At 61.1% G+C, this 21,667-nt stretch carries 17 protein-coding genes and 1 pseudogene; 10 read left to right on the plus strand and 8 right to left on the minus strand.

Annotation, left to right across the window (positions count from 1 at the left end; translation table 11 throughout):
* Positions 1–6: 6 nt before the first annotated feature.
* Entirely contained in the window at positions 7–2,367 is a 2,361-nt protein-coding gene (locus tag AAC691_RS06210) for a 3-hydroxyacyl-CoA dehydrogenase/enoyl-CoA hydratase family protein (RefSeq protein WP_342629347.1), read from the minus strand.
* The gene (locus AAC691_RS06215; protein WP_342629348.1) at positions 2,367–3,506 is read right to left on the minus strand and encodes a thiolase family protein; all 1,140 of its coding nucleotides are present in this window, start codon (positions 3,504–3,506) and stop codon (positions 2,367–2,369) included. The genes AAC691_RS06210 and AAC691_RS06215 overlap by 1 nt, the downstream gene beginning before the upstream one ends.
* Positions 3,507–3,820: 314 nt before the next feature.
* Between AAC691_RS06215 and AAC691_RS06220 the strand changes: the two genes are divergently transcribed.
* The 3 genes from AAC691_RS06220 (at position 3,821) to AAC691_RS06230 (ending at position 7,950) form a co-directional block, all read left to right on the plus strand.
* Entirely contained in the window at positions 3,821–5,191 is a 1,371-nt protein-coding gene (locus tag AAC691_RS06220) for an outer membrane protein transport protein (RefSeq protein ID WP_342629349.1), read from the plus strand.
* Between the two features lie 88 nt (positions 5,192–5,279).
* Positions 5,280–6,941: a long-chain fatty acid--CoA ligase gene (locus AAC691_RS06225; RefSeq protein ID WP_342629350.1), complete on the plus strand. Its 1,662-nt coding sequence runs from the start codon at positions 5,280–5,282 to the stop codon at positions 6,939–6,941.
* 433 nt (positions 6,942–7,374) lie between these two features.
* A complete protein-coding gene (locus AAC691_RS06230; protein ID WP_176639454.1) occupies positions 7,375–7,950 on the plus strand; it encodes a MarR family winged helix-turn-helix transcriptional regulator in 576 nt (191 codons plus the stop codon).
* Between the two features lie 54 nt (positions 7,951–8,004).
* On the opposite strand, the gene AAC691_RS06235 is transcribed toward AAC691_RS06230, so the two are convergent.
* The 4 genes from AAC691_RS06235 to AAC691_RS06250 form a co-directional block, all read right to left on the minus strand.
* Complete coding sequence (locus AAC691_RS06235) at positions 8,005–9,360, minus strand: amidase (protein ID WP_342630161.1); 1,356 nt, start codon at positions 9,358–9,360, stop codon at positions 8,005–8,007.
* 272 nt (positions 9,361–9,632) lie between these two features.
* Positions 9,633–10,355 carry an alpha/beta fold hydrolase gene (locus tag AAC691_RS06240; protein ID WP_342629351.1) on the minus strand — a complete coding sequence of 241 codons (723 nt, stop codon included), beginning with the start codon at positions 10,353–10,355 and terminating at the stop codon, positions 9,633–9,635.
* Between the two features lie 67 nt (positions 10,356–10,422).
* On the minus strand, positions 10,423–12,243 hold the full coding sequence (locus tag AAC691_RS06245) for a tannase/feruloyl esterase family alpha/beta hydrolase (protein WP_342629352.1): 1,821 nt from the start codon (positions 12,241–12,243) through the stop codon (positions 10,423–10,425).
* A gap of 26 nt (positions 12,244–12,269) precedes the next feature.
* Positions 12,270–12,539, minus strand: coding sequence for a hypothetical protein (locus AAC691_RS06250; protein ID WP_342629353.1), 270 nt, complete (start codon positions 12,537–12,539; stop codon positions 12,270–12,272).
* 198 nt (positions 12,540–12,737) lie between these two features.
* Between AAC691_RS06250 and AAC691_RS06255 the strand changes: the two genes are divergently transcribed.
* Complete coding sequence (locus tag AAC691_RS06255; protein ID WP_342627340.1) at positions 12,738–13,724, plus strand: transposase; 987 nt, start codon at positions 12,738–12,740, stop codon at positions 13,722–13,724.
* A 45-nt stretch (positions 13,725–13,769) separates the two neighbouring features.
* On the opposite strand, the gene AAC691_RS06260 is transcribed toward AAC691_RS06255, so the two are convergent.
* On the minus strand, positions 13,770–15,893 hold the full coding sequence (locus AAC691_RS06260; RefSeq protein ID WP_342629354.1) for a TonB-dependent receptor domain-containing protein: 2,124 nt from the start codon (positions 15,891–15,893) through the stop codon (positions 13,770–13,772).
* A gap of 441 nt (positions 15,894–16,334) precedes the next feature.
* Here AAC691_RS06260 and AAC691_RS22275 point away from each other — a divergent pair, with 441 nt between their 5' ends.
* The 6 genes and pseudogenes from AAC691_RS22275 to AAC691_RS06285 all read left to right on the plus strand — a co-directional run bounded on the left by AAC691_RS22275 (position 16,335) and on the right by AAC691_RS06285 (position 20,667).
* Complete coding sequence (locus tag AAC691_RS22275; protein WP_176639356.1) at positions 16,335–16,823, plus strand: flavin reductase family protein; 489 nt, start codon at positions 16,335–16,337, stop codon at positions 16,821–16,823.
* Between the two features lie 73 nt (positions 16,824–16,896).
* On the plus strand, positions 16,897–18,333 hold the full coding sequence (locus AAC691_RS06265) for a 4-hydroxyphenylacetate 3-hydroxylase N-terminal domain-containing protein (protein ID WP_342629355.1): 1,437 nt from the start codon (positions 16,897–16,899) through the stop codon (positions 18,331–18,333).
* Between the two features lie 30 nt (positions 18,334–18,363).
* A complete protein-coding gene (locus AAC691_RS06270) occupies positions 18,364–18,744 on the plus strand; it encodes a cupin domain-containing protein (RefSeq protein ID WP_176639358.1) in 381 nt (126 codons plus the stop codon).
* A gap of 17 nt (positions 18,745–18,761) precedes the next feature.
* Positions 18,762–19,442, plus strand: coding sequence for a DUF2848 domain-containing protein (locus AAC691_RS06275; RefSeq protein WP_342629356.1), 681 nt, complete (start codon positions 18,762–18,764; stop codon positions 19,440–19,442).
* 122 nt (positions 19,443–19,564) lie between these two features.
* Positions 19,565–19,690 (plus strand): annotated as a pseudogene (locus AAC691_RS06280) (transposase); the annotation flags it as partial.
* A gap of 68 nt (positions 19,691–19,758) precedes the next feature.
* Positions 19,759–20,667, plus strand: a complete 909-nt coding sequence (locus tag AAC691_RS06285; RefSeq protein WP_342629357.1) for a glycosyltransferase family 2 protein — start codon at positions 19,759–19,761, stop codon at positions 20,665–20,667.
* Between the two features lie 5 nt (positions 20,668–20,672).
* Here the strand turns inward: AAC691_RS06285 and AAC691_RS06290 are convergent, their stop codons facing one another.
* Complete coding sequence (locus AAC691_RS06290; RefSeq protein WP_342629358.1) at positions 20,673–21,659, minus strand: hypothetical protein; 987 nt, start codon at positions 21,657–21,659, stop codon at positions 20,673–20,675.
* Between the last annotated feature and the right edge of the window lie 8 nt (positions 21,660–21,667).

The raw sequence follows: 21,667 nt of genomic DNA on the forward strand, positions 1-21,667 counted from the left end.
CTTTGGTCAGTTCCTGAGCGGTTTGCCGGTTTCCAGCATGTGTTCGATCCGGTCGAGCGTGGGCGTGGCGCGGATCAGGCCGAGGAAGGCGTCGCGTTCGAGGTCCAGCAAGGCGGTCTCGGACAGGGTTTCGGCCGGGTCGTGGGCGCCGCCGGTCAGAACGCGCGCCAGCGCCGCCGAGACCGTGACGTCGTGGGGCGTGGCCGCGCCCTGGCGGCGCAGCGCCGCGACCGCCATCGCGAAGCCGAGCTGCCCGGACGGGCCGGCCAGGTGAAATTCGGGCGGCGCCGGGGGGACGTAGTCCTGGACCAGGGCCAGCGCGCGGGCCTTGGCGTCGGCCAGGAGCCGGTCGCGGTTCATGGTGATCCGGTCGCCCGGGCGCAGGATATGCATCGCCCTGGCATCGGCGGCCGAAGTCGAGACGCGGGCGGTGCCGACCATTTCGAACACCCCGCGGGCGGCGGGGACCGGCCCGCGGGGCGTGAGGGGGTCACGGGCCAGCCGGTCCAGCATCTGGCCGCAGCCGCCCCAGCCCGGCACCAGCCCCACCCCGCATTCGACCAGCCCGGCATAGAGTTCCGCATGGGCCTGGATCGCATCGCAATGCAGCAGGATTTCGCAGCCACCGCCCAGCGCCAGGCCGGCCGGGCCGGCGACGACGGGGAACGGGGCGTATTTCAGCTTCTGGAAAACGGCCTGGCCCGCGCGGATGAGTTTTTCGATCTGATCCCACGCGGCGATGTTGGCGGCGAACAGGGCCAGGCCCAGATCGGCGCCCGCCGAGAAATTCGGCGCGTCGGAATACAGCACCAGGCCGCGGAACGTTTCCCCGACGCTGTCCAGCGCCCGGTCGAGGGTGGCGATCACGCCGTCATCGAAGACATTCATCTTGGTGGTGATTTCGAAACACGCGATGCCGTCGCCGATGTCCCACAGGCTGGCCGAACCGGTGCGGAACACCGGGCGGGTACGGCGGCGGAGATCGTCCAGCAGCAGCACGCCCTCGGGCCGGACCAGGGGGTGGTACTGCCCGTCGAGGCCGAAGACGCGGCGCCCGTCCGCGGTGTCGCGATAGAAGCCGCCGGAGCCGACCCGTTCGACCAGAGCGGGCACGGGGATGGCCTCGCGGCGCAGCAAGGCCGCGAAGGCGGGGGCGCCGATCCGGTCGATCAGCGCGAAAGGACCCTGGGCCCAGCCGAAGCCCCGTTCCATGGCCAGGTCGACGGCCGCGACGTCGTCGCAGATTTCGGGCACCAGGCCGGCGGCATAGGCCAGGGTTTCGCCCATGACGCGGCGGGCGAACGCGCCCAGCCGGTCCGGCGCGGCCAGCAGGGCGGCGGGATCGGCGCGCAGGGCGGCGGGCAGCGTGACCCGTTCGGACGGGGCATAGGCGCCGGTGCGGAGATTAATCGATTGCTTGACCGGCGCGGCCCGGCTTCCGCCGGTCCGGTCCAGCCGGTAGAAGCCGCCCTTGCCCTTGCGGCCGGTATAGCCGCCGGCGACCATGGTTTCGATCAGTGCCACAGGCGCCAGTTCGGTGACGAACCGGTCGGCGGGCGGCAGGCGGGCCCGCATGCTGCGGTCGACCTGCGGCATCAGATCCAGCCCGACCAGGTCGGACAGGCCGAAGATCCCGGTCTTGGGAATGCCGAACGGCGCCGAGAGGACGGCATCGGCTTCCTCGACCGTCAGGCCAAGGGCGATCGCCGCCTGGATGCCGCATTGCACCCAGAAGGCGCCGATCCGGTTGGCGATGAAGCCCGGGCGGTCCTTGGCCATGACCACCGTCTTGCCCAGCACGCGATCCGCGAAGCCGGCGATGCGCGCGACGTGCGCGGGGTCGGTCCGCGGCCCATGGACGAGTTCCATCAGGCGCATATGGCGCGGCGGGTTGAAGAAATGGGTGATGAGGACATCGCGCTGGATATGTTCGGGCAGGTCCTGAAGCAGCGCGTCCAGCGGGATGGTCGAGGTATTCGAGCTGACCGGCGTGCCGGGGCGGCGTTCGGCGTCCAGGCGGCGATACAGGTTGCGCTTGGCCGCCGGGTCCTCGACGATCGCCTCGATGATCCAGTCGCAGGTTTCGATTGCGGCCAGGTCGTCCTCGATATTGCCGGTCGCGACCAGCCGGGCGGCGCCGGGCGACATGAAGGGCGGGGGATCGGATGCGCGCATCCGTTCGACCGCGCCGCGCGCCAGCGCGTCGCGGTCCGGACCCGCCACGCGGTCCAGCAGCAGGACCGGTACGCCGCCATTGGCCACCTGCGCGGCGATCCCCGACCCCATCACCCCCGCGCCGACGACGCAGACGCGGCGGATCGCGGTTTTGCCGTTCGGCGGGGCGCCGGTGGGTGCGTCGTGCCGCATCACGCCCGCTCCAGCACCGTGGCGATGCCCTGGCCGCCGCCGATACATTGGGTGGCCAGCCCGTAGCGGCCACCGGTGCGCGCCAGCAGGGACGCGGCCTTGCCCACGATCCGCGCGCCGGTGGCGCCCAGCGGATGGCCCAGCGCGATGGCGCCGCCGTCGATATTGACCGTTTCCTCCCGCAGGCCGAGGTCGCGGATGCAGGCCAGGGACTGGCTGGCGAACGCCTCGTTCAGTTCCACCACGTCCAGGGCCTCGACGCCGATGCCGGCGCGCCGCAACGCCTTGCGCGTGGCCTGGACCGGGCCGATGCCCATGATTTCGGGCGCGCAGCCGGACACGGCCAGGGCGACGACGCGCGCCAGCACCCGCAGGCCGTGCGCGTCGGCATAATCCCGGGTGCAGACCAGCACGGCGGCGGCGCCGTCGGTCAGGGGCGAGGACGTGCCGGCCGTCACGCTGCCCTGGGCGTCGAAGGCCGGCTTCAGCGCCGCCAGCCCTTCGGCCGTGCTGTCGGGGCGCGGGCAGCCGTCATCGGCCACGACCTCGCCCTTGGGCGTGGTGACGGGGATGATCTCGTCGGCCAGATGCCCCGCCTCGATCGCGGCGCGGGCGCGGGCCTGGCTGCGCAGGGCGAAAGCCTCCTGCTCGGCGCGGGAGATTTCGTATTTACGGGCCAGGGTTTCGGCCGTCGTTCCCATGTCGGCATAGGCGCCGGGATAAAGCCTGGCGAGCGCCGGATTGGGCAGCGGATTGAAGCCGCCGATGGGCACGCGGCTCATGCTCTCGACCCCGCCGCAGAGGAAGAGATCGCCCGCGCCCGCCAGGATGGCGCCGGCCGCCATGTGGATCGCCGACATGGATGAGCCACAGAACCGGTTGATCGTCGCGCCCGCCACCGACAGGGGCAGGCCGGCCAGCAGGGCGGCGAGGCGGCCAAGATTCAACCCCTGCTCGCCCTCGGGCATGGCGCAGCCGACCAGGGCGTCCTCGATGTCGGCCGCGTCGATGCCACTCCGTTCGACCAGCCCGCGAAAGACCTGCGCCAGCAGGTCGTCCGGCCGCATCCCGGCCAGCGCGCCCCGGCGGGCGGGGTGGAAGGGCGAGCGCGCGAACCCGGCGACAACGACATTCTTCATCGGCCGGACCTCCATCGCGATCGGAGCGGATCGACGCGATTTTGCGCAATATTTTGACGCTTACGTCATGTGGAACGCCATCACCCGCGAACAATGCGCGGCCTGCTTCCCTGTCTCGTAACTTTTTCTTGTGTCCTGAAAAAGCTTCCATACAATAATTCTTGATCTCCATGCCCCCGTGGGGTCCTCCCTTGTGATGCACTGCCACCCGCGCCAACTGATGTGACGTAATCGTCACTTGGTAAGGCCAGGGTGCCCCCCGCCTGCCGATGCGCTTCCGGGACGCGTCGCGGGTGGGAAAGGAAAAAACAAACATGACGATGAAACCGCCGAAAGCCGGCACATTTCTGCTCGCCCCCGCCTTGACTGCCCTGCGTCCCGTCATCCTGTCGCCCATCGCCTTGTCCATGCTGGCGCCCGGGGCGCATGCGGCGGGGCTGGCGCTGCGGGACGGCGATGCGACATCGACCGCCAATGCCTATGTCGGCGGCGTCAGCCGCGCCGGCGACGCCGCGACGGTCAGCCTGAATCCGGCCGGCCTGTCGCTGCTGCCGTCCAGCGAATTCTATGGCAATGTCTTCTATATCGACCCAACCGCGCGTTTTTCGGGCCGGAACCGGGGGGCGGACGGCCGGCCGACCCCGGGTTCGACCGGCGGCGGCAATATCGACCCCAGCGGCAGCGGCGGGTCATTCGGCGCATGGAAGGTCACGGACCGGCTGGCGATCGGGCTCGGCGTGACCGTGCCCTATGGGGTGCGGATGAATTATCCCACCGACTGGGTGGGCCGTTACCAGAGCCTGGTGACGCATGTCAGCGACTATGACCTGACGCTGGCCGCGTCCTATCGCCTGACGCCGAAATTGTCGATCGGGCTGGGCCCGCGCATGGATTTCCTGACCGGGCGCTTTACCAGGGCCCTGAACCTGGCGTCGGTGAACCTGGCGTCGGTGAACCTGGCGTCGGGGCCGATCCCGGGCAACAGCGTGGCCGATATCAGCGGCAACGGCTTTGCCTTCGGCTATGTCGCGGGCATGCTCTATATGCCGGATTCCCGCACGCGGATCGGCGTTGCCTATCATTCGCGCATGGGGATTGCGCTGTCGGGCCGCACGCAACTGGCCGCGGCGCCCGTCCTGGCGCAGATCCCCTTCGTGCGCGCGGCATTCGCCGAAGCGGGCGGGCATGTTTCCGGCCAGATCACCCTGCCCGACAGCGTCGATTTCGGCGTGACCCGCGCCGTGACCGACCGGCTGTCGGTCAGCCTGCAGGGGGAATGGACGCATTGGTCGCTACTGTCCGAACTGAATTTCACCACCGACCATCCGGGCGGAGCATCGACGTCCTTTGCCGTCAACTGGCGCGACACCTGGTTCGGCGGCATTGCCGGAACCTATCGCCTGACCCCGGCCGTGACCCTGCGCGGCGGCTTCAGCTACGACCAGTCCGCCAGCGCCGACGCGGCGACGCGGATCACGCAGGCGCCGGACAGCGACCGCTATACCCTGTCGGGCGGCGTGGAGTACACGCCGCTGCCGCGCCTGTCGCTGGAACTGTCCTATGCCCATCTGTTCACGCCGGCGGCGCCGATCGACGCAACGTCGGCCCCGGAAGCCGGCACGCTGACCGGAACCTATCACGACAGCGCCAATGTCGTCGCCCTGGGCAGCCATCTGAGGTTCTGAGACACGACTTTAAAGACAAATACAGGAGGTTTTCCAAAAGTACGAAGACAAGCTGCGCTTCGACTTATGTTCTGGAAAGGTCTCGGCCATGCAGAACGATCCCGTCCCCGCCGAACAGGACATGACGGTGTGGGACATCCTGGAGCGGTCCGCCCGGCGCGCCCCGGACGCGCCGGCGATCGATTTCCTGGGTGCGCGCCTGACCTATCGCGCAGTGTGGCGGCAGGCGGAGCGCGCGGCGGCGGGATTGCTGGACCAGGGCGTGCGCAAGGGCGACCGGGTGGCGCTGTGCCTGCCCAACACGCCTTATTCCGTCATCATGTTTTTCGCGATCCTGCGGATCGGTGCCGTCGTGGTCAATGTCAATCCGCTTTATGCCGATGACGAGATGCGCCGGATCTTCGCCAATTCGGGCGCACGGATGGTGGTCACCGCCGATGTCAGGATGATCTTCGACCATGTGCGGCACGGCGCCGGGGATACGGGGGTGGAGAAGATCGTCATCTGCCCGATCGACCAGGCGCTGCCGAAGCTGAAGGCCGCGTTGTACCGCGTCGCGAAGCGGCACGACATCGTGCCGCGCTGTGCCGGGCCGCGCCATGTCTATTACGGGACGCTGATCGAATCCCGCACGGTATTGCCCCGGGTGCCGATCGATCCGGCGCGGGACGTCGCGGTGCTGCAATATACCGGAGGCACCACCGGCCTGCCCAAGGGGGCGATGCTGTCGCACCGCAACATCGTGGCCAACGCGATCCAGATCGACCATCATCTGGGCGGGCAACTGCCCACGCCGCAGCGTTTCCTGGGCGTGCTGCCGCTGTTTCACGTCTTTGCGCTGCAGGCGGTCATGATGCTGCCGATCCTGCGGGGCGAGGCGATCTATCTGCAGCCGCGCTTCGATGCCGGGGCGGTGCTGAAATGCCTGCGCCGCGCGCGGATTACCGCCCTGCCCGCGGTGCCGAGCATCCTGACCGCGCTGCTGAAGGAAAACACCGTCCGGCGCGAGGATTTCGCCAGCCTGCGCCTGGTCTGCTCGGGCGGGGCGCCGCTGCCGCCGGCGCTGCGCGCGCGGTTCGAGCATTTTACCGGCAGCTCCGTGATCGAGGGGTACGGGCTGAGCGAGACGTCGCCCGTGCTGACCCTGACGCCGATCGGCGCGCCGCGCGACGGTTCGTGCGGCACGGTCCTGGAGGGCACCACGTTGCAGATCCGCGACCCGGAGGACAGCAGCAGAGTCCTGCCGCAAGGCATGGCGGGCGAGGTCTGCGTGCGCGGACCGCAGGTCATGCTGGGCTATTGGCCCAGCGAGGAGACGGCCGATCCGCTGACCGAGGATGGGTTTTTGCGCACCGGCGACGTCGGATACCTGGATCGGGACGGGTACCTGTTCCTGGTCGACCGGCTGAAGGACATGATCATCTGTGGCGGCTACAAGATCTATCCGCGCACGGTCGAGGACGCGCTGTATCTGCATCCGGCGGTGTCGGAGGTCATCGTGATCGGCGTTCCGGACGCCTATTGGGGACAGGTGCCGGTGGCCTACGTGGCGCTGAAGCCGGGGGCGCAGGTCGATGAAGGGGCATTGCTTGCGCATCTGGAACGCCATCTGTCGAAGATCGAGCGCCCGCGGGAGATCCTGTTCCGCCCCACGCTGCCCAGGACGATGATCGGCAAATTGTCGAAGAAGGACCTGATCCGCCAGGAAGGGCTGGAAGCGAGCCTGTCGGCGTCGCGCGGCCCGGCCTGAGAGCCCGCCATGCCTGCTGCCCGATGCATGGCGAACAAAGAAAGAACGGCGATCCGGGCCGTCCGGCCATCGGCATCATGACGACTGGCCCGATCATCCGCCGCAGCTTCACCACGGTTTCGGTGTTATCCTCTTCCGACGCTCCCTTGCCGTTCGTCTTCCCTGCGAATCGGCCTGCGCCTGAGGCTCCTGCTCCAACCGTTCTGCGTACAGCATGATCTTAGCTGCGGCTCCGGCGGTTGTCACACTCGTTCTTATGCCCTCACCATGACCAGTGATCTCTTTGACCGCACAGGGTGGCAGACTTGGTCGGCCTGCGCCATAATAGCTATATGTGATTTCCATCGCCACAACATGAGGTCCTGTCATGCACCAGTTCTGAATACGCAACCCGGATGATTCTTGTATCAATATTAAGTATTAATTTGGAAAAATGAGCAAAAAACGAAATAACTCTCTAGCCTCTGTCAACGACATCATTGAAATGAAGGGCGATCACCCTGCATCTCCGCTTACCGTGTCTCGTCCCGAACTCATGGTGAATGGTTCGGATCGCATTTTTCGTGAGATGTTACATCGTTTTCTGGCATTTTCGGCCCTTATTCAGTCGAACAGAGATCAACTGGGGCGTCATATCGGCCTCAGCGGCACGCAATACACGGCTCTGATCTCGATCGCCCATATGGAAAGCGACGCGATAGGGATAGCCCAACTGGCTGAACATCTGAACCTCAGCGGTGCCTTCGTGACGATAGCCGTCAACAAGCTCGCAGCCGCTGGACTGGTCAAAAAGCTGCCAAACAAAAACGACCGGCGACGCGTGATCCTTTCAGTGACCCCAAAGGCCAGGGACCTACTCGCGCAACTTGCCGAGGTACAGGTCCCGGTCAATGATACGATATTCCGAAGCCTCTCCCGCGATCAGATGATGGAACTTACACGAGTAATGGCCCAGTTGATCTCTGGAGCACAGGCTTCGTTAATGCTCATGGATTTTTTGAACGAGTGAGCCGTCGCGGTCGATCGATCAAGGCGCGAACGAAGCATTCCCGCCCACTTCAAGTCAGATAACGAGCGCATGCTCGATCCCGGCCGCAATATGCAACAACGCCTGGTCGTCTCCATGGCGCCCCATGAGCGTCAGCCCTACGGGTGCTTCTCCCGGAGTGTGGCATGGAATGCTGACGGCACACCGGTCGAGGAAATTTACGACCGTCGGATTGCGCAGCAGCAGCATATTGATCGCCGCGTAGTGACCATCGTCAGTCAATTCGTCCTGACGGGGAGCCACAATCGGAACTGTCGGCATAATGACGGCATCATAGCAGTCCAGGCAATCCGCAGCACGCCGCATAATACGCTGCCGGCTCTCATGAAGAGCTATGTAATCGATGGCGCTCTGTTCCTGCCCACGCAGTATGCGACGCAGGACGAAGGGATCATAGTCGGCACGCCGTGTTTGCAGGAGTGGTGCATGCCAGGCCAACGATTCGGGAGCCGGAAATCCCCCCTTGCTATTGGCCACCGGAATATCACTCAACGCAGGGCAGCTTACGTCGATGAGAGATGCTCCGCGAACCGCAAGACGGCTCAGACAAGCCTCCCATGTACGCCCGACCGTCTCGTCCATATCATTCAAGACATAGTTAGTCAGCACACCCAGTCTCAGCTGCGCTCCTCCCATACCTGCCGGCGCATCCCGCAGGCTTGCGCCGCCCCCGGCCATCAGGCTGTCGGCCGCCCAACAACAGGCCACGCTGCGAGCAATGCTTCCAATCGAATCGAGCGTTGATGAGAGCGGGACCGTCCCGGCCCGAGGGACACGCGATGCCGTGGGCTTAAAACCGACCAGGCCCGTCAGCGCCGCCGGAATACGGCAGGATCCTCCCGTATCGCTGCCAATACCAACCAACGCCATTCCATCAGTAACCGATATGGCAGCTCCGGACGAAGACCCACCCGGCACCCGGCTCTCCGTACGCCGCCACGGATTGGCCGGGGTCCCGTAATGCGGGTTGATACCGACGCCGGAGAACGCGAATTCCGTCATCGTCGTCCGGCCAACGGAGATCATGCCGGCCGAGTTCAGCCGCGCGATCGCGGGCGCGTCGCCGATGGCAGGGGCGCTGTCCTCCAGCACGCGCGAACCTGCGCGCGTGACGACACCGGCCTCGTCGAACAGATCCTTGACGGACATCGGTAAGCCGGCAAATGCGGACGGAGCCCGCCCATCCTTCCGCAGGGCATCCATGTGATCGGCCCGCAGGCGCGCCGCATGCGCATGCACCGCCATGAACGTCCGCGCGCCTTCACCATCGGGGTCGGCAATTCGGGCCAGCGCGTCCTCGACCAAGTCGCGGCTGGTTGTACGCCCTTCCGCGAGATCGCGCGCCGCAGACAGAAGGGTATGTCGGGGTATTTGCGTCACGACGCGATGATCCTCTCTCTCCAGATCTTCAATTCCCGCCTATAATCGGTCCTACGCAACATTTATTGCGTCACCGGCCATCGCTTGCGTGCGGGAAAACCGCAAGCAATATGTTCTGATCCTGTCTTACAAACGTAGAAACTCTTATGCATGCGAGCGGCACGAGGCGATAAGATCCACTATCCCCAACGACGACCCACCGACTGAAGATTCAATTGCGCAACACGAAGGCCGCCTCGAAGCCCCCCCCCGGCGTAACGCGATCAGTCGCGCCCCGCCTCGATAAATGCGCGTGCGGTCCGCTTGGGATGCGTGAGGAGAACCTCATGACTGCCACGGATGCCTGTCAAGCGGAAGACTCCCAACCTGTTTGAGAGACGCGGGTGACGTCCCCATTCTCCTTGAGAAAGGTCATTGTCTTCTGATGGTGCCAGAAAACTGAATTTTTGAGGCACATTTTCCCAACCGGCCATATCCGCCCTATCGGTAAACGTACGCCACGGCTGGGGTCTAAGTGCGGCGTAGATTTCCCTTGCATGCTCGATGGTTCCATCACCAAAGAAGCCGTCGCGCCATACAGAAAATGGCAGAACGATCGAACCGTCGCCCCGCTCCGACGCGTTCAGTTCAAGAGCGTTCCGCAGATATGGTGGAATTTCGTCCACAAGCGCTTGACCATGCTTCGGAACGAATGCCGCGAAATAGACGAGCCTGCGAAGACGCTCAGGCATTTCAATTGCAATACGCGAAATGAGATAGCCTCCCCAGCTATGGCCGACCAGCACATAATCCTTGAGGTCCGTCTCGCGGATATACCTGATAATCGGAGCAGCGGCACCGCGTAAATCGACATCCGGCCTGTCTCCAACGCCCAAGCCGCCTGCTGTCGGCGTATGCACTTCGTGGCCAGCAGCTTCAAGGGCATCGCGGACCGGCTTCCATAACTCTCCATAATGCCAAGCACCATGAACAAGAACGAATCTCATCAGACCCACTCCATCTGCGTTTGCTTAGGTCAATGCCCCGATGCCGCCCTAGCGATAAAAGAGCGCCTTATGGACCCACCGAGCAGGTAAAAGTCGGTTTCGTACCATGAGCCGCAAGATGCGCGGGGTAAGGGCACCAAAAGCGATCCCCGACCTCCCCATCAAGGGTTGAGACATCAATGACATCCGGGGCGACTCCAGCCTCGGTCCATTTCTCCAGGATCGGAAGAATTGCGTAATTGATGCCAAATCCATCATTCGCATTCCCGCCAGGCACAGGAGGATGGAGACCGGAGGCGCCACTACGTCCATGCCCCAATCCGGGCGCCAGAAAAAAACGATACCAGCTCTTTATGTTGTCGAAACCTCCGAAGGCATCCGAAACGCGTTCATAATAATTGACCGACCCCCCGACGGGAATCTGATTGTCGGCAAGACCATGCCAATGAATAATCTTGCCGCCTGCTTTATGGAACTCTCTCAGATCGACGCTATCTGTGCCGTTCATCGAACCGAATTGCTGCAACGAGCGGATAAAAACACTGACGAAAGACCTATCTCCCGTGTAATCCAATTGCTTCCAGCCATCACGGACAAGAGTTGAGCCGTTCTTCAGCGACTTGTCCGCAAGTGCCGGATCGTCGGCCGCGATCGCCAACCAATGCGCGCCGATAGTGAATGGCGTCACACCCGCCGGTCCGACTCCATAGGTCAACGGCGAGTTGAACAAGATCGCACCACGATTATATCCATACCAGAGGTGACCGAGGCGCAGCGACGGCTCGAATCCATTCGCAGAACCGGGAGAGATGGGCTTTCCGTCGATCGTCGGTCCATACCAGATCTTGTTGACGGCCACCGCCTCTTTCTGAGTCAGGCAGGAGTCACTGTGAGCCGCCGCTTCCGGGCAAAGAAGCTTTGTATCGCTCGTGGGATCATAGTGGCACGACGCCAAATCGCTGATGAAGCCGTCATGCTTTCCCGCAACAAGAGTATCGCATGCTGCAATCGCACGTCGCGTCACCAGATCGAGTTTTCCCGGCGATATCGGATGACCGAGATCGCGCTGCATTACGACCTGGGGCCACATGATGGACGGCACGAAACTCGGCCAGTTTATTGCCGGATAGGCGCTGATGATACCATTGTAATCACGAGGATATCGTTGCGCCAGCATGAGACCCTCGCGACCACCGGTCGAGCCTCCGCTCCAATAGGAGAATTTCGGCTCGCGTCCATAGAAGCTGCGCGAGATGTCGCGGGCGGTCAGGACCATCATATGGAGGTTTCGATACGCCCAATCCTCGAGAAGCGGCCAGTTCAGCTTGCCATTGGGGCGAAACGCAAAACTTCCATCAGCCCCGCCGCCAACCGAATGGCCGTCGTCCGAATCGACAGTCAAGAAGCCGTCTTCCCCGGCACGGAGCGCCGAAATGCCGAGCGCACTCAGCTCGCCTGTATCCTGCACGCTGGGAATGCCGGCATAACCGCCTTCACCAACGCCCAAATATCGCGCGTTCCAATTATCGGGCGCCGGGACCCATACTTCCAGCCCTATGCCCCTGGAGGTAGACGGTTGATTCGGCCCATTATCCGCCCCAGGACCGACCATGACCTTCAGCAGGCACATGGGGCGGTTCACAGAGACGTCGAAACTGGCAGTCGCAGACGCATTTTCCTGAGCCGGCCGGACCTTGATGGGCGCGTTCCGGTTACCAAAATACGCCTTGGTCACGGTGTACGCATTGCCGTTCGCATTGTGGTTCCCCACAAAGGATAAACACATGCCCGCGAATGAGGGCGTTGCCGCACCTGCCGTCGAGCCCGTCACGAGGGAGACACCAGCCAATCCCAGGAAGATGACAGCGTTCGATAGAAACCTGATCATACTTACCATCCAATATAGTTCAGAGATCAAAAAGAGGACGATATTGTACCCGTAATATTGAATCGCGGATATAAATAATAGGTCGCGCCACCGGACGATGCAATCGCGTTTCCATAGACTCCAAGTGTCTCGCGAGCGTTATTGACGACGCTTGCGACGCCCGTGCGGAGAAACGCGCCGGTGAGATTATTCGCATTCAGCCTGAACACGGGGTTTTTGAAGAATCCGACCCCCTTGAAACGCACACCGATTCCAAGTGAATTCGTGAAGTAATCGGGCATTTTTTCATCGTTCATGAACGACGCCCATTGAGAACTTGTGTAGTGAAGGCCAAAATCACCGAAGAACATCCCACGATCGTAGTTAATTCCGAAATTCGCTGTGTAGTGAGGAGCCTGAACCCTCACCACCCATCAGTTTTTATGGAGTCTGGATTGACGTGCTGAATCTGGCTGTGATTCAAGGATTCTGCCCTTGTGAGGAGCGGATTTGGCATGACCCCGGCTATTGTGGAAATGGCGGCTGGCATTGCGGCGGATTTGCAGCGTCGGTTGCCTGGACAGCGCAAGACCCAGCGTGACAAACTCGCGCTGCTTGTCGCCACCATGCTGGACGTTCGCAGCGCCAATCTGATGGTGTTGGCGGCTTCGTTGCCGCGCGCGGCAGAACGAGCGGACATGCGTTACCAGTGGATCGCTCGGTTCATCGACAACCCCCTCGTGGTCTGTGATGAAGTCATGGAACCGTTTGCGCGCGAGGTGCTCACCAAGGCCGCCGAAGACGGGCGTGTGGTGCTGATCATGGACCAGACCAAGGCCAATGACCGCCATCAGATCCTGATGCTCTCGCTGCGTTTTGGCGAGCGCGCGTTGCCGCTGGCCTGGCGGGTCGAGGCGACGGAAGGGGCGATCGGGTTCGCTGTTCAGAAGGACCTGCTCCAAGCGGTTGCCGGCTGGCTGCCTTCCCAGGCCGAGATTTGCCTGATGGCGGATCGGTTCTACGGCACGCCGGATCTGATCGCGTTCGCCATCGCCCGAGGCTGGGGTTATCGGCTGCGCGTGAGGTCCAATCTGCGGGTCGCCGCGGGCGGCCACAAAACCTCCCTGGCCGAACATGTCACTGACAAGCGTCCCTATCTGACCGACGTCGCGCTCACCCATCGGCGTATTGTCACCAATATCGGCATCATCAACGCGCCCGGCCATGCCGAGCCGTGGATCATTGCGATGTCCGACACCCCCAGCTACCTGACAACACTGGATTACAGCGCACGATGGGGCATCGAGCCCATGTTCTCCGACTTCAAATCGCGCGGCTTCGGTCTCGAACACAGTCAGTTGCGTTCCCCCGAACGTCTCGGCCGGTTGGTGCTGGTGATGAGTATCGCTTTGTATTTCGCCGTCTCCACCGGCCTGTGCGACGCACAAACCAATCCATCAGCGGACGAAAAAAAAGCCCCAGACGTCAACCCGCGAACATGAGCCGCAGCAGGCTCTCCTGGTTCACGCGCGGCGTCCGGCGCATTGTCAGGCTCCTCCAGTTCCGCAAACCAATGCCGCCATTATGGGCATCCGGATGAAACTGATGGGTGGTGAGGCCTGAACCGCCTCTTTTCCCTTCGTGCGCAGATAATCCGTTCGACCGTTTTCCGCGGTCGTCTGAAGATTAGTGTCCTCTGTCGCGTGTAAATATTCGAAAGACACATACGGAGTGAAACCATATGTCCGTCGCCAGGACACCATTACGTCCACGCCGCGAGAGGTTTGATTGCCTGCGTTGAGGGTCTCCGCAACTGCAGTGCCATTCAGACTGACGTTGGTGGAAAGAAGGCGGTTAGTGATCGCATAATTAAATAACTCTACACTTGCGTACAGGTATTTACCGCTATGCCTGAATCCAAGCTCTTCGGAAATGACGTATTCCGGCTTCAGATTCGATTGCGAACCGACATAATGGCCCGTCGAGGCATCATAATACGTCGCAAGGCTCCCGGGATCCGGCAAACGGAAGTTTCCGGATCCATTAATGTAGATCTGGTTTTCGCTGTCCAGCTTATACGACATCAAAAGTTGCGGAAGCGGCGATGTCACGCTCTGGGTAGTCATTGTCCCGTTCGACACTTGCGCGTTGCTCAGAATCTCATGGACGACCTTCACGCCTCCTTCGATATCCAGCCGATCATTCAATCCCGTCCATTTTCCCTGAACGAAGCCGGCATTGATGATGCTGGACGCATGGTTGACGTCGAACGTGTAACGATATGCCCCGCTTCCATCCCGAACGTAAAGCAGACGCCCGACATTGTCAGGCTTTGCGACCTCTCCATCGGTATTCAGAGCGGATTCCACCCAGTGTACGTTATCGTGATACTGCTCATACCAGTATCCGGCGTTGATGTTCAGTTTCTTTCCGAGATGCCAGGTCGTCTCCGCCACGACACCCCCTTTGGGACCACTATTGTTCCAAGTGGCGGCGCCAGGAATCGCCGAGGTCAGCAAGGATCCGCTCTCGCCGACGCTCAAGGGTACCACCTTCCCGCCGACTGTCGCCGTGGGTCCGATGAGCGCGCCGCCCCCCGGATTCCAGTGGCCGCTCTGATACGCAAGATAGGGCTTTATATCAATATCCAGAAACGACGCCATCTTAAGATGGGTCGGCATATCCGCCTGAAGCTGGTTATATCGATATTGATTTGTTGCGAAGTAAAGATTTGGATCCTGAGGATTGTAGGTCGATACCAGATGATAGCTGTCGGTCAGCAGGAGGTTATTCTTGTCTTCATGAAACTGAGCGGCCGTGGGAAACCTAAGCACCGCGACCGGGCTCTGATAATTCCAGGATACCAACGGGCGTACGAATGACGACTGCCCAATGGGAGCATATGCGCCAAAATCCATATGGATACGATTTCCTGTCCCGGCTCCCTGCCAGTTACGGGCATGCGCATGCGACATGGAGTAAAAGGCTTTGATCCCCGAATTGCCGATTTCGCCAGATTCGAGACGAATATATTCGCGACTCAGATTATTTGTTCCGTAGGAGAAGTCCGTGAATCCTCCGCGCTTCGACGACGGCATTATGGGAGATTGCTCGAGACCGCCGATGGCAGCGCTCGTGATCGGCAATGCCAAGTCGACCGGCCCCGGTGTGTATTGGACGCTCTCTGTATCCTCGGTCTCGAAATTCTGGGTGGCATGTCCTGCGCCGGAGTTCGGCGCAACCCCGTCGACCGTGATGGCCATATCGGAGTCTGTAAGGCCTCGACTGATCAATTGGCCGCCGATCATCCCGGACGAGTCCGTCGTCGATGCGTTGATGCTTGGCTGATACTTGATGAGGTCAACCGCCGTCGAGGCGCCGCTCTGTCTCGAAATATAGTCCCTGGACACGCCTTCGATATTTTTTGGGGCGCTCGTAATGAGAATGGCCCCACCACCTTTTACGGCGTGTACTGAACCAGACACCTGCAATTCTTCCGGACGAGACCCCTGCCGCCCCGACAAAGGATGGCTGGCCGCCTTTGGACCTGCCGTGAACCTTTGATCAGACTTTTTCGCGTGCTCCGCTGCAGCCATATCGCAGTGAAAAGCGATTAGAGCCGTTGAGGAAACCAAAAAGAAACGACCGAGATATCGATAGCTCCACATCATTTCTACCCCATCCACGCATTATATTCAAAATTACCCGAAATAAGTATTTTACGCCGTCGAGCGTCGCCGAAGTGCCGAAACGCTCCAAAGAGACAGTCATAAGCCACGCGTCACTTGAACGTCGTAACAAGCACCATGCGTCCGCCAACGGGAGAGACGTGCGAGGCCGGTCGTCGCTTAGTCATAGAAAGAAAGATGGTCGGCCGCATAGATCGCTCACATACCTTTCATTGAAAGCTATTCCGTCTCGATTTGGATATCGGATCGTTCCGTATGTCAATCTAAATTTTATAGCGAGGGCGGCGCAATTCCTCATTAATTTTGCGTCTTGAGCGGAAGGATCCCAGCTCCACAAAGCGCTTCCGGGCTCAAAAAGAAACCTTGACACAACGATATTACCTTTCTTACAAAGCTATTAGAACGTTAGAGTATGGTGCTTCCATGGATGCTAGAGAGCTTAGAAGAGCGTTCGGGCAGTTTGCGACCGGCGTTACACTTATCGTCGGCACCAGCGGTTCCGGCGAGCGAGCTGCTCTCACAGCAACATCGTTCAATACGGTGTCGCTCGACCCACCTCTTGTTATCTTTAGTGTCAAGAAAAGCACCCATCCAGGGAGGGTTTTTTCCGAGAGCGATAGCTTTCTGATCAATGTTCTTGGAGACACTCACCAATCCCTCTCGGACCTCTTCGGGCGGCCGGCGCCAATTTCCCAACGGGAAGCAATGCTTGATGCCATGACGCGCAACGGTTCAATCGGCGTAGCGGATGCTCTCGCCGTTCTTCGATGCGAACGGTTTCTTGTTCAGGATATTGGAGAGCATTTTCTATTTGTAGCTCGAGTCGTTGACGTACAAACGAGAGAGGGGTGTCAACCTCTTCTTTTTTTCTCGAGTATGTATCATGGAATAAGAAGTATAAACGAACAATAATTTGCTATTTATATTAACTTTGCATTTTTTATGCAAGCTCTCGCTCTTATGAGTCCGCGATGAAAGGATATCGATGAAAACCGGCGAGCAACATAGGGAGAGTCTGCGCGATGGCCGCGCAGTCTATATAAACGGCGGACGCGTGCCCGATGTTACGGTTCATCCGGCATTTCGACGCTCAATAGATACAGTTTGTGCGCTTTATGATATCGCATCGGACGAGCAGAACCGCGATCTAATGACGTGCAAAAACGAAGCCGGAGTGACCATCAATCGGATCTGGCAACTGCCTCATACCCATTCGGACCTTGTCAAGCGACGAGAAGCCCTTGAATTCTGGAGCATGCAGCATGCGGGCTTTTTCGGCCGCTCTCCAGATCACGTAGCGTCGTGTATTTCCGGCCTCTATATGGGGCGGGATATTTTTGAGGCGGCTGATCCGGCACGCGCCGCGGCGCTCGTGGATTATTATCGCTATGCCAGTGAAAGTGATCTCTTTCTGACATACGTGATTATTAACCCGCAGGGAGACGTCCGGAATCCGGGCGATCCGCCCTCTACACGACGAATCGCGGCATCGGTTGTGGACCAAGGGCCATCAGGCATCGTCATCGACGGTGCGAAGATGCTCGCTAGCGGGGGCGTCATGGCAAACGAGGTCTTCGTAACCTGTATCCAGCCTTTGGCGCCCGGTGATGAGGCTTTGGCGTTTTCTGCTGTTCTTCCAATGAATACGCCCGGATTGCGCATTCTATCCCGAAAGTCCTACGAAGAGGGCGCGTCGTCCGTTTTTGACAATCCGATGGCTAGCCGCTTTGACGAAAACGATGCCATTCTGGTTTTTGAGAATGTCACTGTCCCCTGGGAGCGGGTCTTCGTCCATAATGACCGAGATCTATGCGCGAAACAGTTTTTCGCGACTCCGGCCCATGTTTACCAGAACTATCAGGCGATGATCCGGCTCAAGACGAAGTTGACCTTTCTCGTCGGGATTGCACGCAAAATCGCACAGGTTAACGGAACAGAGCGTTTTCCCTCGGTTCGAGAGACGCTGGGACAACTTGCCGCGGACGTAGGAATGCTGGATGCCATGGTGGCCGGGATGGAAGCAAAAGGCACGTCCTATGGTTCTTATTTCATTCCAGATCATCACAGCTTGTACTCTGCCCAGACAATTACCCAGAAACTTTATCCCCGGTTCATTGAGCAATTGCGCGATCTCGCCGGCGGAGGCGTCATCATGCTTCCTTCTTCATCTAAGGATATGGAAAATCCCGAGATGATGGAGTGGATTCGCAAAACGCAGGCTTCGCCGGTTCTTGATGCAGCCGATCGTGTCAAGTTCTTCAAATTGGCGTGGGACTGCATCGGATCAGAATTCGCTTCGCGCCATACGCAGTACGAAATGTTCTACGCGGGCGCAAGCTTCGTTCCCAAAAACCACTCCTTTCGAACGTTCGATTGGGATCGTTCGACCACTCTCGTCGATCAGATGCTGTCGTCTTACTGATCATTATTTCAATACACAGGGATATACATCATGGCGGTTACGAAAGAACATAAAGAATTCCATACGCTTGATATGAGCGAAGGCTGGGTTCAACCTCCGGCATACAAGGAAAACGTACAGGAGAAGATCCTTTCTGGCAGTCTTGATGAGGTCGCAAAGAAGGGTAGCCGTACGCGGCTTCTACGTTTTGCGCCCGGCGAATACACGAAGAAGCCCTTCGTTCATGATTATTGGGAGGAGGTCTATCTCCTCTCAGGCGATCTGACAGTAGGCAACGATGAGAACGGCAACGGTGGAATACCATTCCTGCCTAACACCTATGCCTGTCGGCCGCCAGGCGCTGTCCATGGACCTTTCAAATCTGAAGGCGGCTGTCTTCTGCTCGAAATTCATTATTACGATCCAGCCTGAAGGGAAAATTACGCCAGATGTTGAAATTTTCCCGAATCCGTGACAGTCGGTCCGATGTGATCTGGACTGAAATCGATCAACTTGTCGTTGCTGGCTGGGCCGGTCGTGACTCTGCGGCCATTGAGCATCACATTCAAGAACTTGAGGCGATTGGGGTTCCTCGCCCGTCATCCGTGCCAGTGTATTACAGGGTGGGCAGTACGCTACTCTGTCAAAGCGAGCATGTTGACGTTCTGGGAACCGATACGTCGGGTGAAGTTGAACCGTTGCTCGTCGCGCTGGCCGACGGGCTATGGATCGGGCTGGCGTCCGATCATACGGACCGCAAAGCTGAGACGATAGGGATCGCTCTGTCGAAGCAGCTCTGTATCAAGCCGGTAGCGCGGGAATTGTGGCACTGGGATGATGTCAAGTCACATTGGGACGAAGTCATTCTCCGCGCGTGGATCGAAGAAGATGGGCAGCAGGTCCTCTATCAGGAAGGGAATGTGTCCCTGCTGAGAACGCCCACGGACTTACTATCGGAATTGTCCAATACGACGCGCTTCATACCTGGCTCGGCAATGCTGTGCGGTACCGTGCCTGTTCATGGCGGGATCCGACCTTCGGCGTTCTTTGCGATGGAACTGGACGACCCGGTTCTCGGCCGCACAATCTCTCATTCCTACAGGGTTAATCAACTCCCAGTCGTTTCCTGACGCTGATTCTTGGTGGAATTATTTGCATAAGGAGAACTTTTAACGGCGTCTTCTTTCGCTAGAATTTGGAATCATTCGTGATTCTGCGTTGGCGGCCCCGCTTCAGAGCGTTGCTGACGTGAACCGTCGAGAGCCGCGCCCGGTATGGCCGGAGCCAGCTTTGCTGTCAGAGCGACCTGACGGAGGAAGACTGGTCTCTGATCGAGCCGCTGATCCCGGCTGCACGGCGCGGCGGCAACAAGCGGACGTGCGCGTTTCCAAACGGGGCGGCGGCGCGTATAAGGGGGCGTCGAGCATCGCACCATGAGGGTAGAGCGTGAGTTCCGGGATATATTCCGTTCTCGTTACATATAATCCTGATCTTTCGCGCCTTCGCCAGGTGGTCGCGGCGCTGGTCCCGCAGGTCGGGCGGGTCGTCATCGTGGATAACGGATCGCGCGGCGCCGCCGAGATCGGTGCCCTGGCGTCGGAGCATGGTCTGCGCTTCCTGCCTTTGCCGGAGAACCGGGGCATTGCCTTTGCCCAGAATGCCGGCATCGCGCAGGCCGAGGCGGACGAGGCGCAGTTCGTGCTGCTGATGGACCAGGACACCGTGCTGCAGGACGGGGCGATCGCCAACCTGGTCGCACTCTATCGGTCGCTGGAGGCCGGCGGGGTGCGGGTGGGCTCGGTCGGCAATGCCTATCGCGACGGGCACGACCAGAAGCTGAACACGATCTGGCGGGCCGAAGGGCGGCGGCTGGCCCGGCGCCTGCCCGAACCGGGCCGCGAGAGCCATGCCGAGGTCGATACCCTGATCGCGTCGGGCTCGCTTATCCCCCTGTCGGTCCTGCGGGAGGTCGGCGCGATGGACGCCGACCTGTTCATCGACCTGGTGGACCTGGAATGGTGCTTTCGTGCCACGGCGCACGGATATCGTCATTTCATGAGCCTGCGGAACATCATGGACCATACGATCGGGTCGGGGCGGCTCAACCTGGGATTCCGCACGGTCACGCTGCATGCCCCGATCCGGAATTACTACCTTGTCCGGAACTCGGCCGTCCTTGCGGCGCGGGACTACATCAAGCCCGCCTGGCGGCGCTTCTTCGCGCGGCAGCTCTTCTTCTACATCCTGGTCTACGGCACCGTGGCGGACCGCAACCTGATCCGCCTGCGCCTGATGCTGCGCGGCCTGTGGGACGGGGTGCGCAAGCGGGGCGGCGCCTGTCCGATTTCCGCGTAAGCGGCTCAACGGGCCGCGATGCGCCCCAGGACCGGGTGATCGCGCCAGGCGCCGGACGCCAGATAGGTGAGCAAGGGCCCGGCCATATCCGCCGCGTCCGACCCGCCGCGCGGCTCGGGCCGCTGGGCGAAGGCGTGCGCGAACTGCGCCATCCCCTGGTGCAGCGGCGCCAGCCCGGGACTGTCGGACGCGCCGAGCAGCGCGTCGATCACGTGCCGGTGCCGGCCGGCGTGCCGCAACAGGCGTGACGGTACGGTGCGGCGATCCAGCATGGCCGTCATCTGCCCGCCCGGGCGCCTGGCCGAGCCCCTGTTCGGGCCGTCGGGCAGGCAGAAATAATAGCCCGAGACGTCGAGCCTCATCAGGTCCTGCACCGCCCAGGCCAGGGCCTGCTGCAGCGCGCCGCCGGGCCGGATATCGACCAGCGCCACCCGGTCGTCCGGGCCCAGCCCGATCCCCTGGAGCGTCCGCAGCAGCGCGCGGCGGTTCCGGCGGCACGTCTTGAGGATTTCCCTTTGCCATGCACAGAGAAATCCGACCAGCCGCCCTTGGCCGGCTGCTGCGACCGGCGCGTCCAGCCCCAGATCCCGCATGACGGATTCCGCCGGCTGGGGGATGCCCAGGCGCCCGAGTGCAGACAAGGGCGCGGATAAGGGCCCGATCCGGGGCCCGACCTGGGGCAACGCGGCGCCGCACAGGGCGAGCAGACTGGGGAGGGAGCGGATGAAATTCCGCTCGTCGATGCCGGCCAGCACGAGCTGCGCCGGGGGGCCGATCCAATGGAGATCCGGCGTGCCGATTTGCGTGTGGCGGCCTTTGAGGCCGGGGGAGGCGATCAGGACATGCGCGATGCCGTCCTGGATCCGCCGCCGCTCCACCCAGTTCAGGAACCCGGCCAGCGCCGGGCCGCCGATCGAAAATCCGATCTGCCGGAGGCTGTCCGCCTCCCCTGCCCCGTCCGGCGCGGGCGGGCATGTGGTTGGTCCGGTCATCGTCCCGC

The organism is Nguyenibacter vanlangensis (assembly GCF_038719015.1).
Classification (GTDB): Bacteria; Pseudomonadota; Alphaproteobacteria; order Acetobacterales; family Acetobacteraceae; genus Gluconacetobacter; species Gluconacetobacter vanlangensis.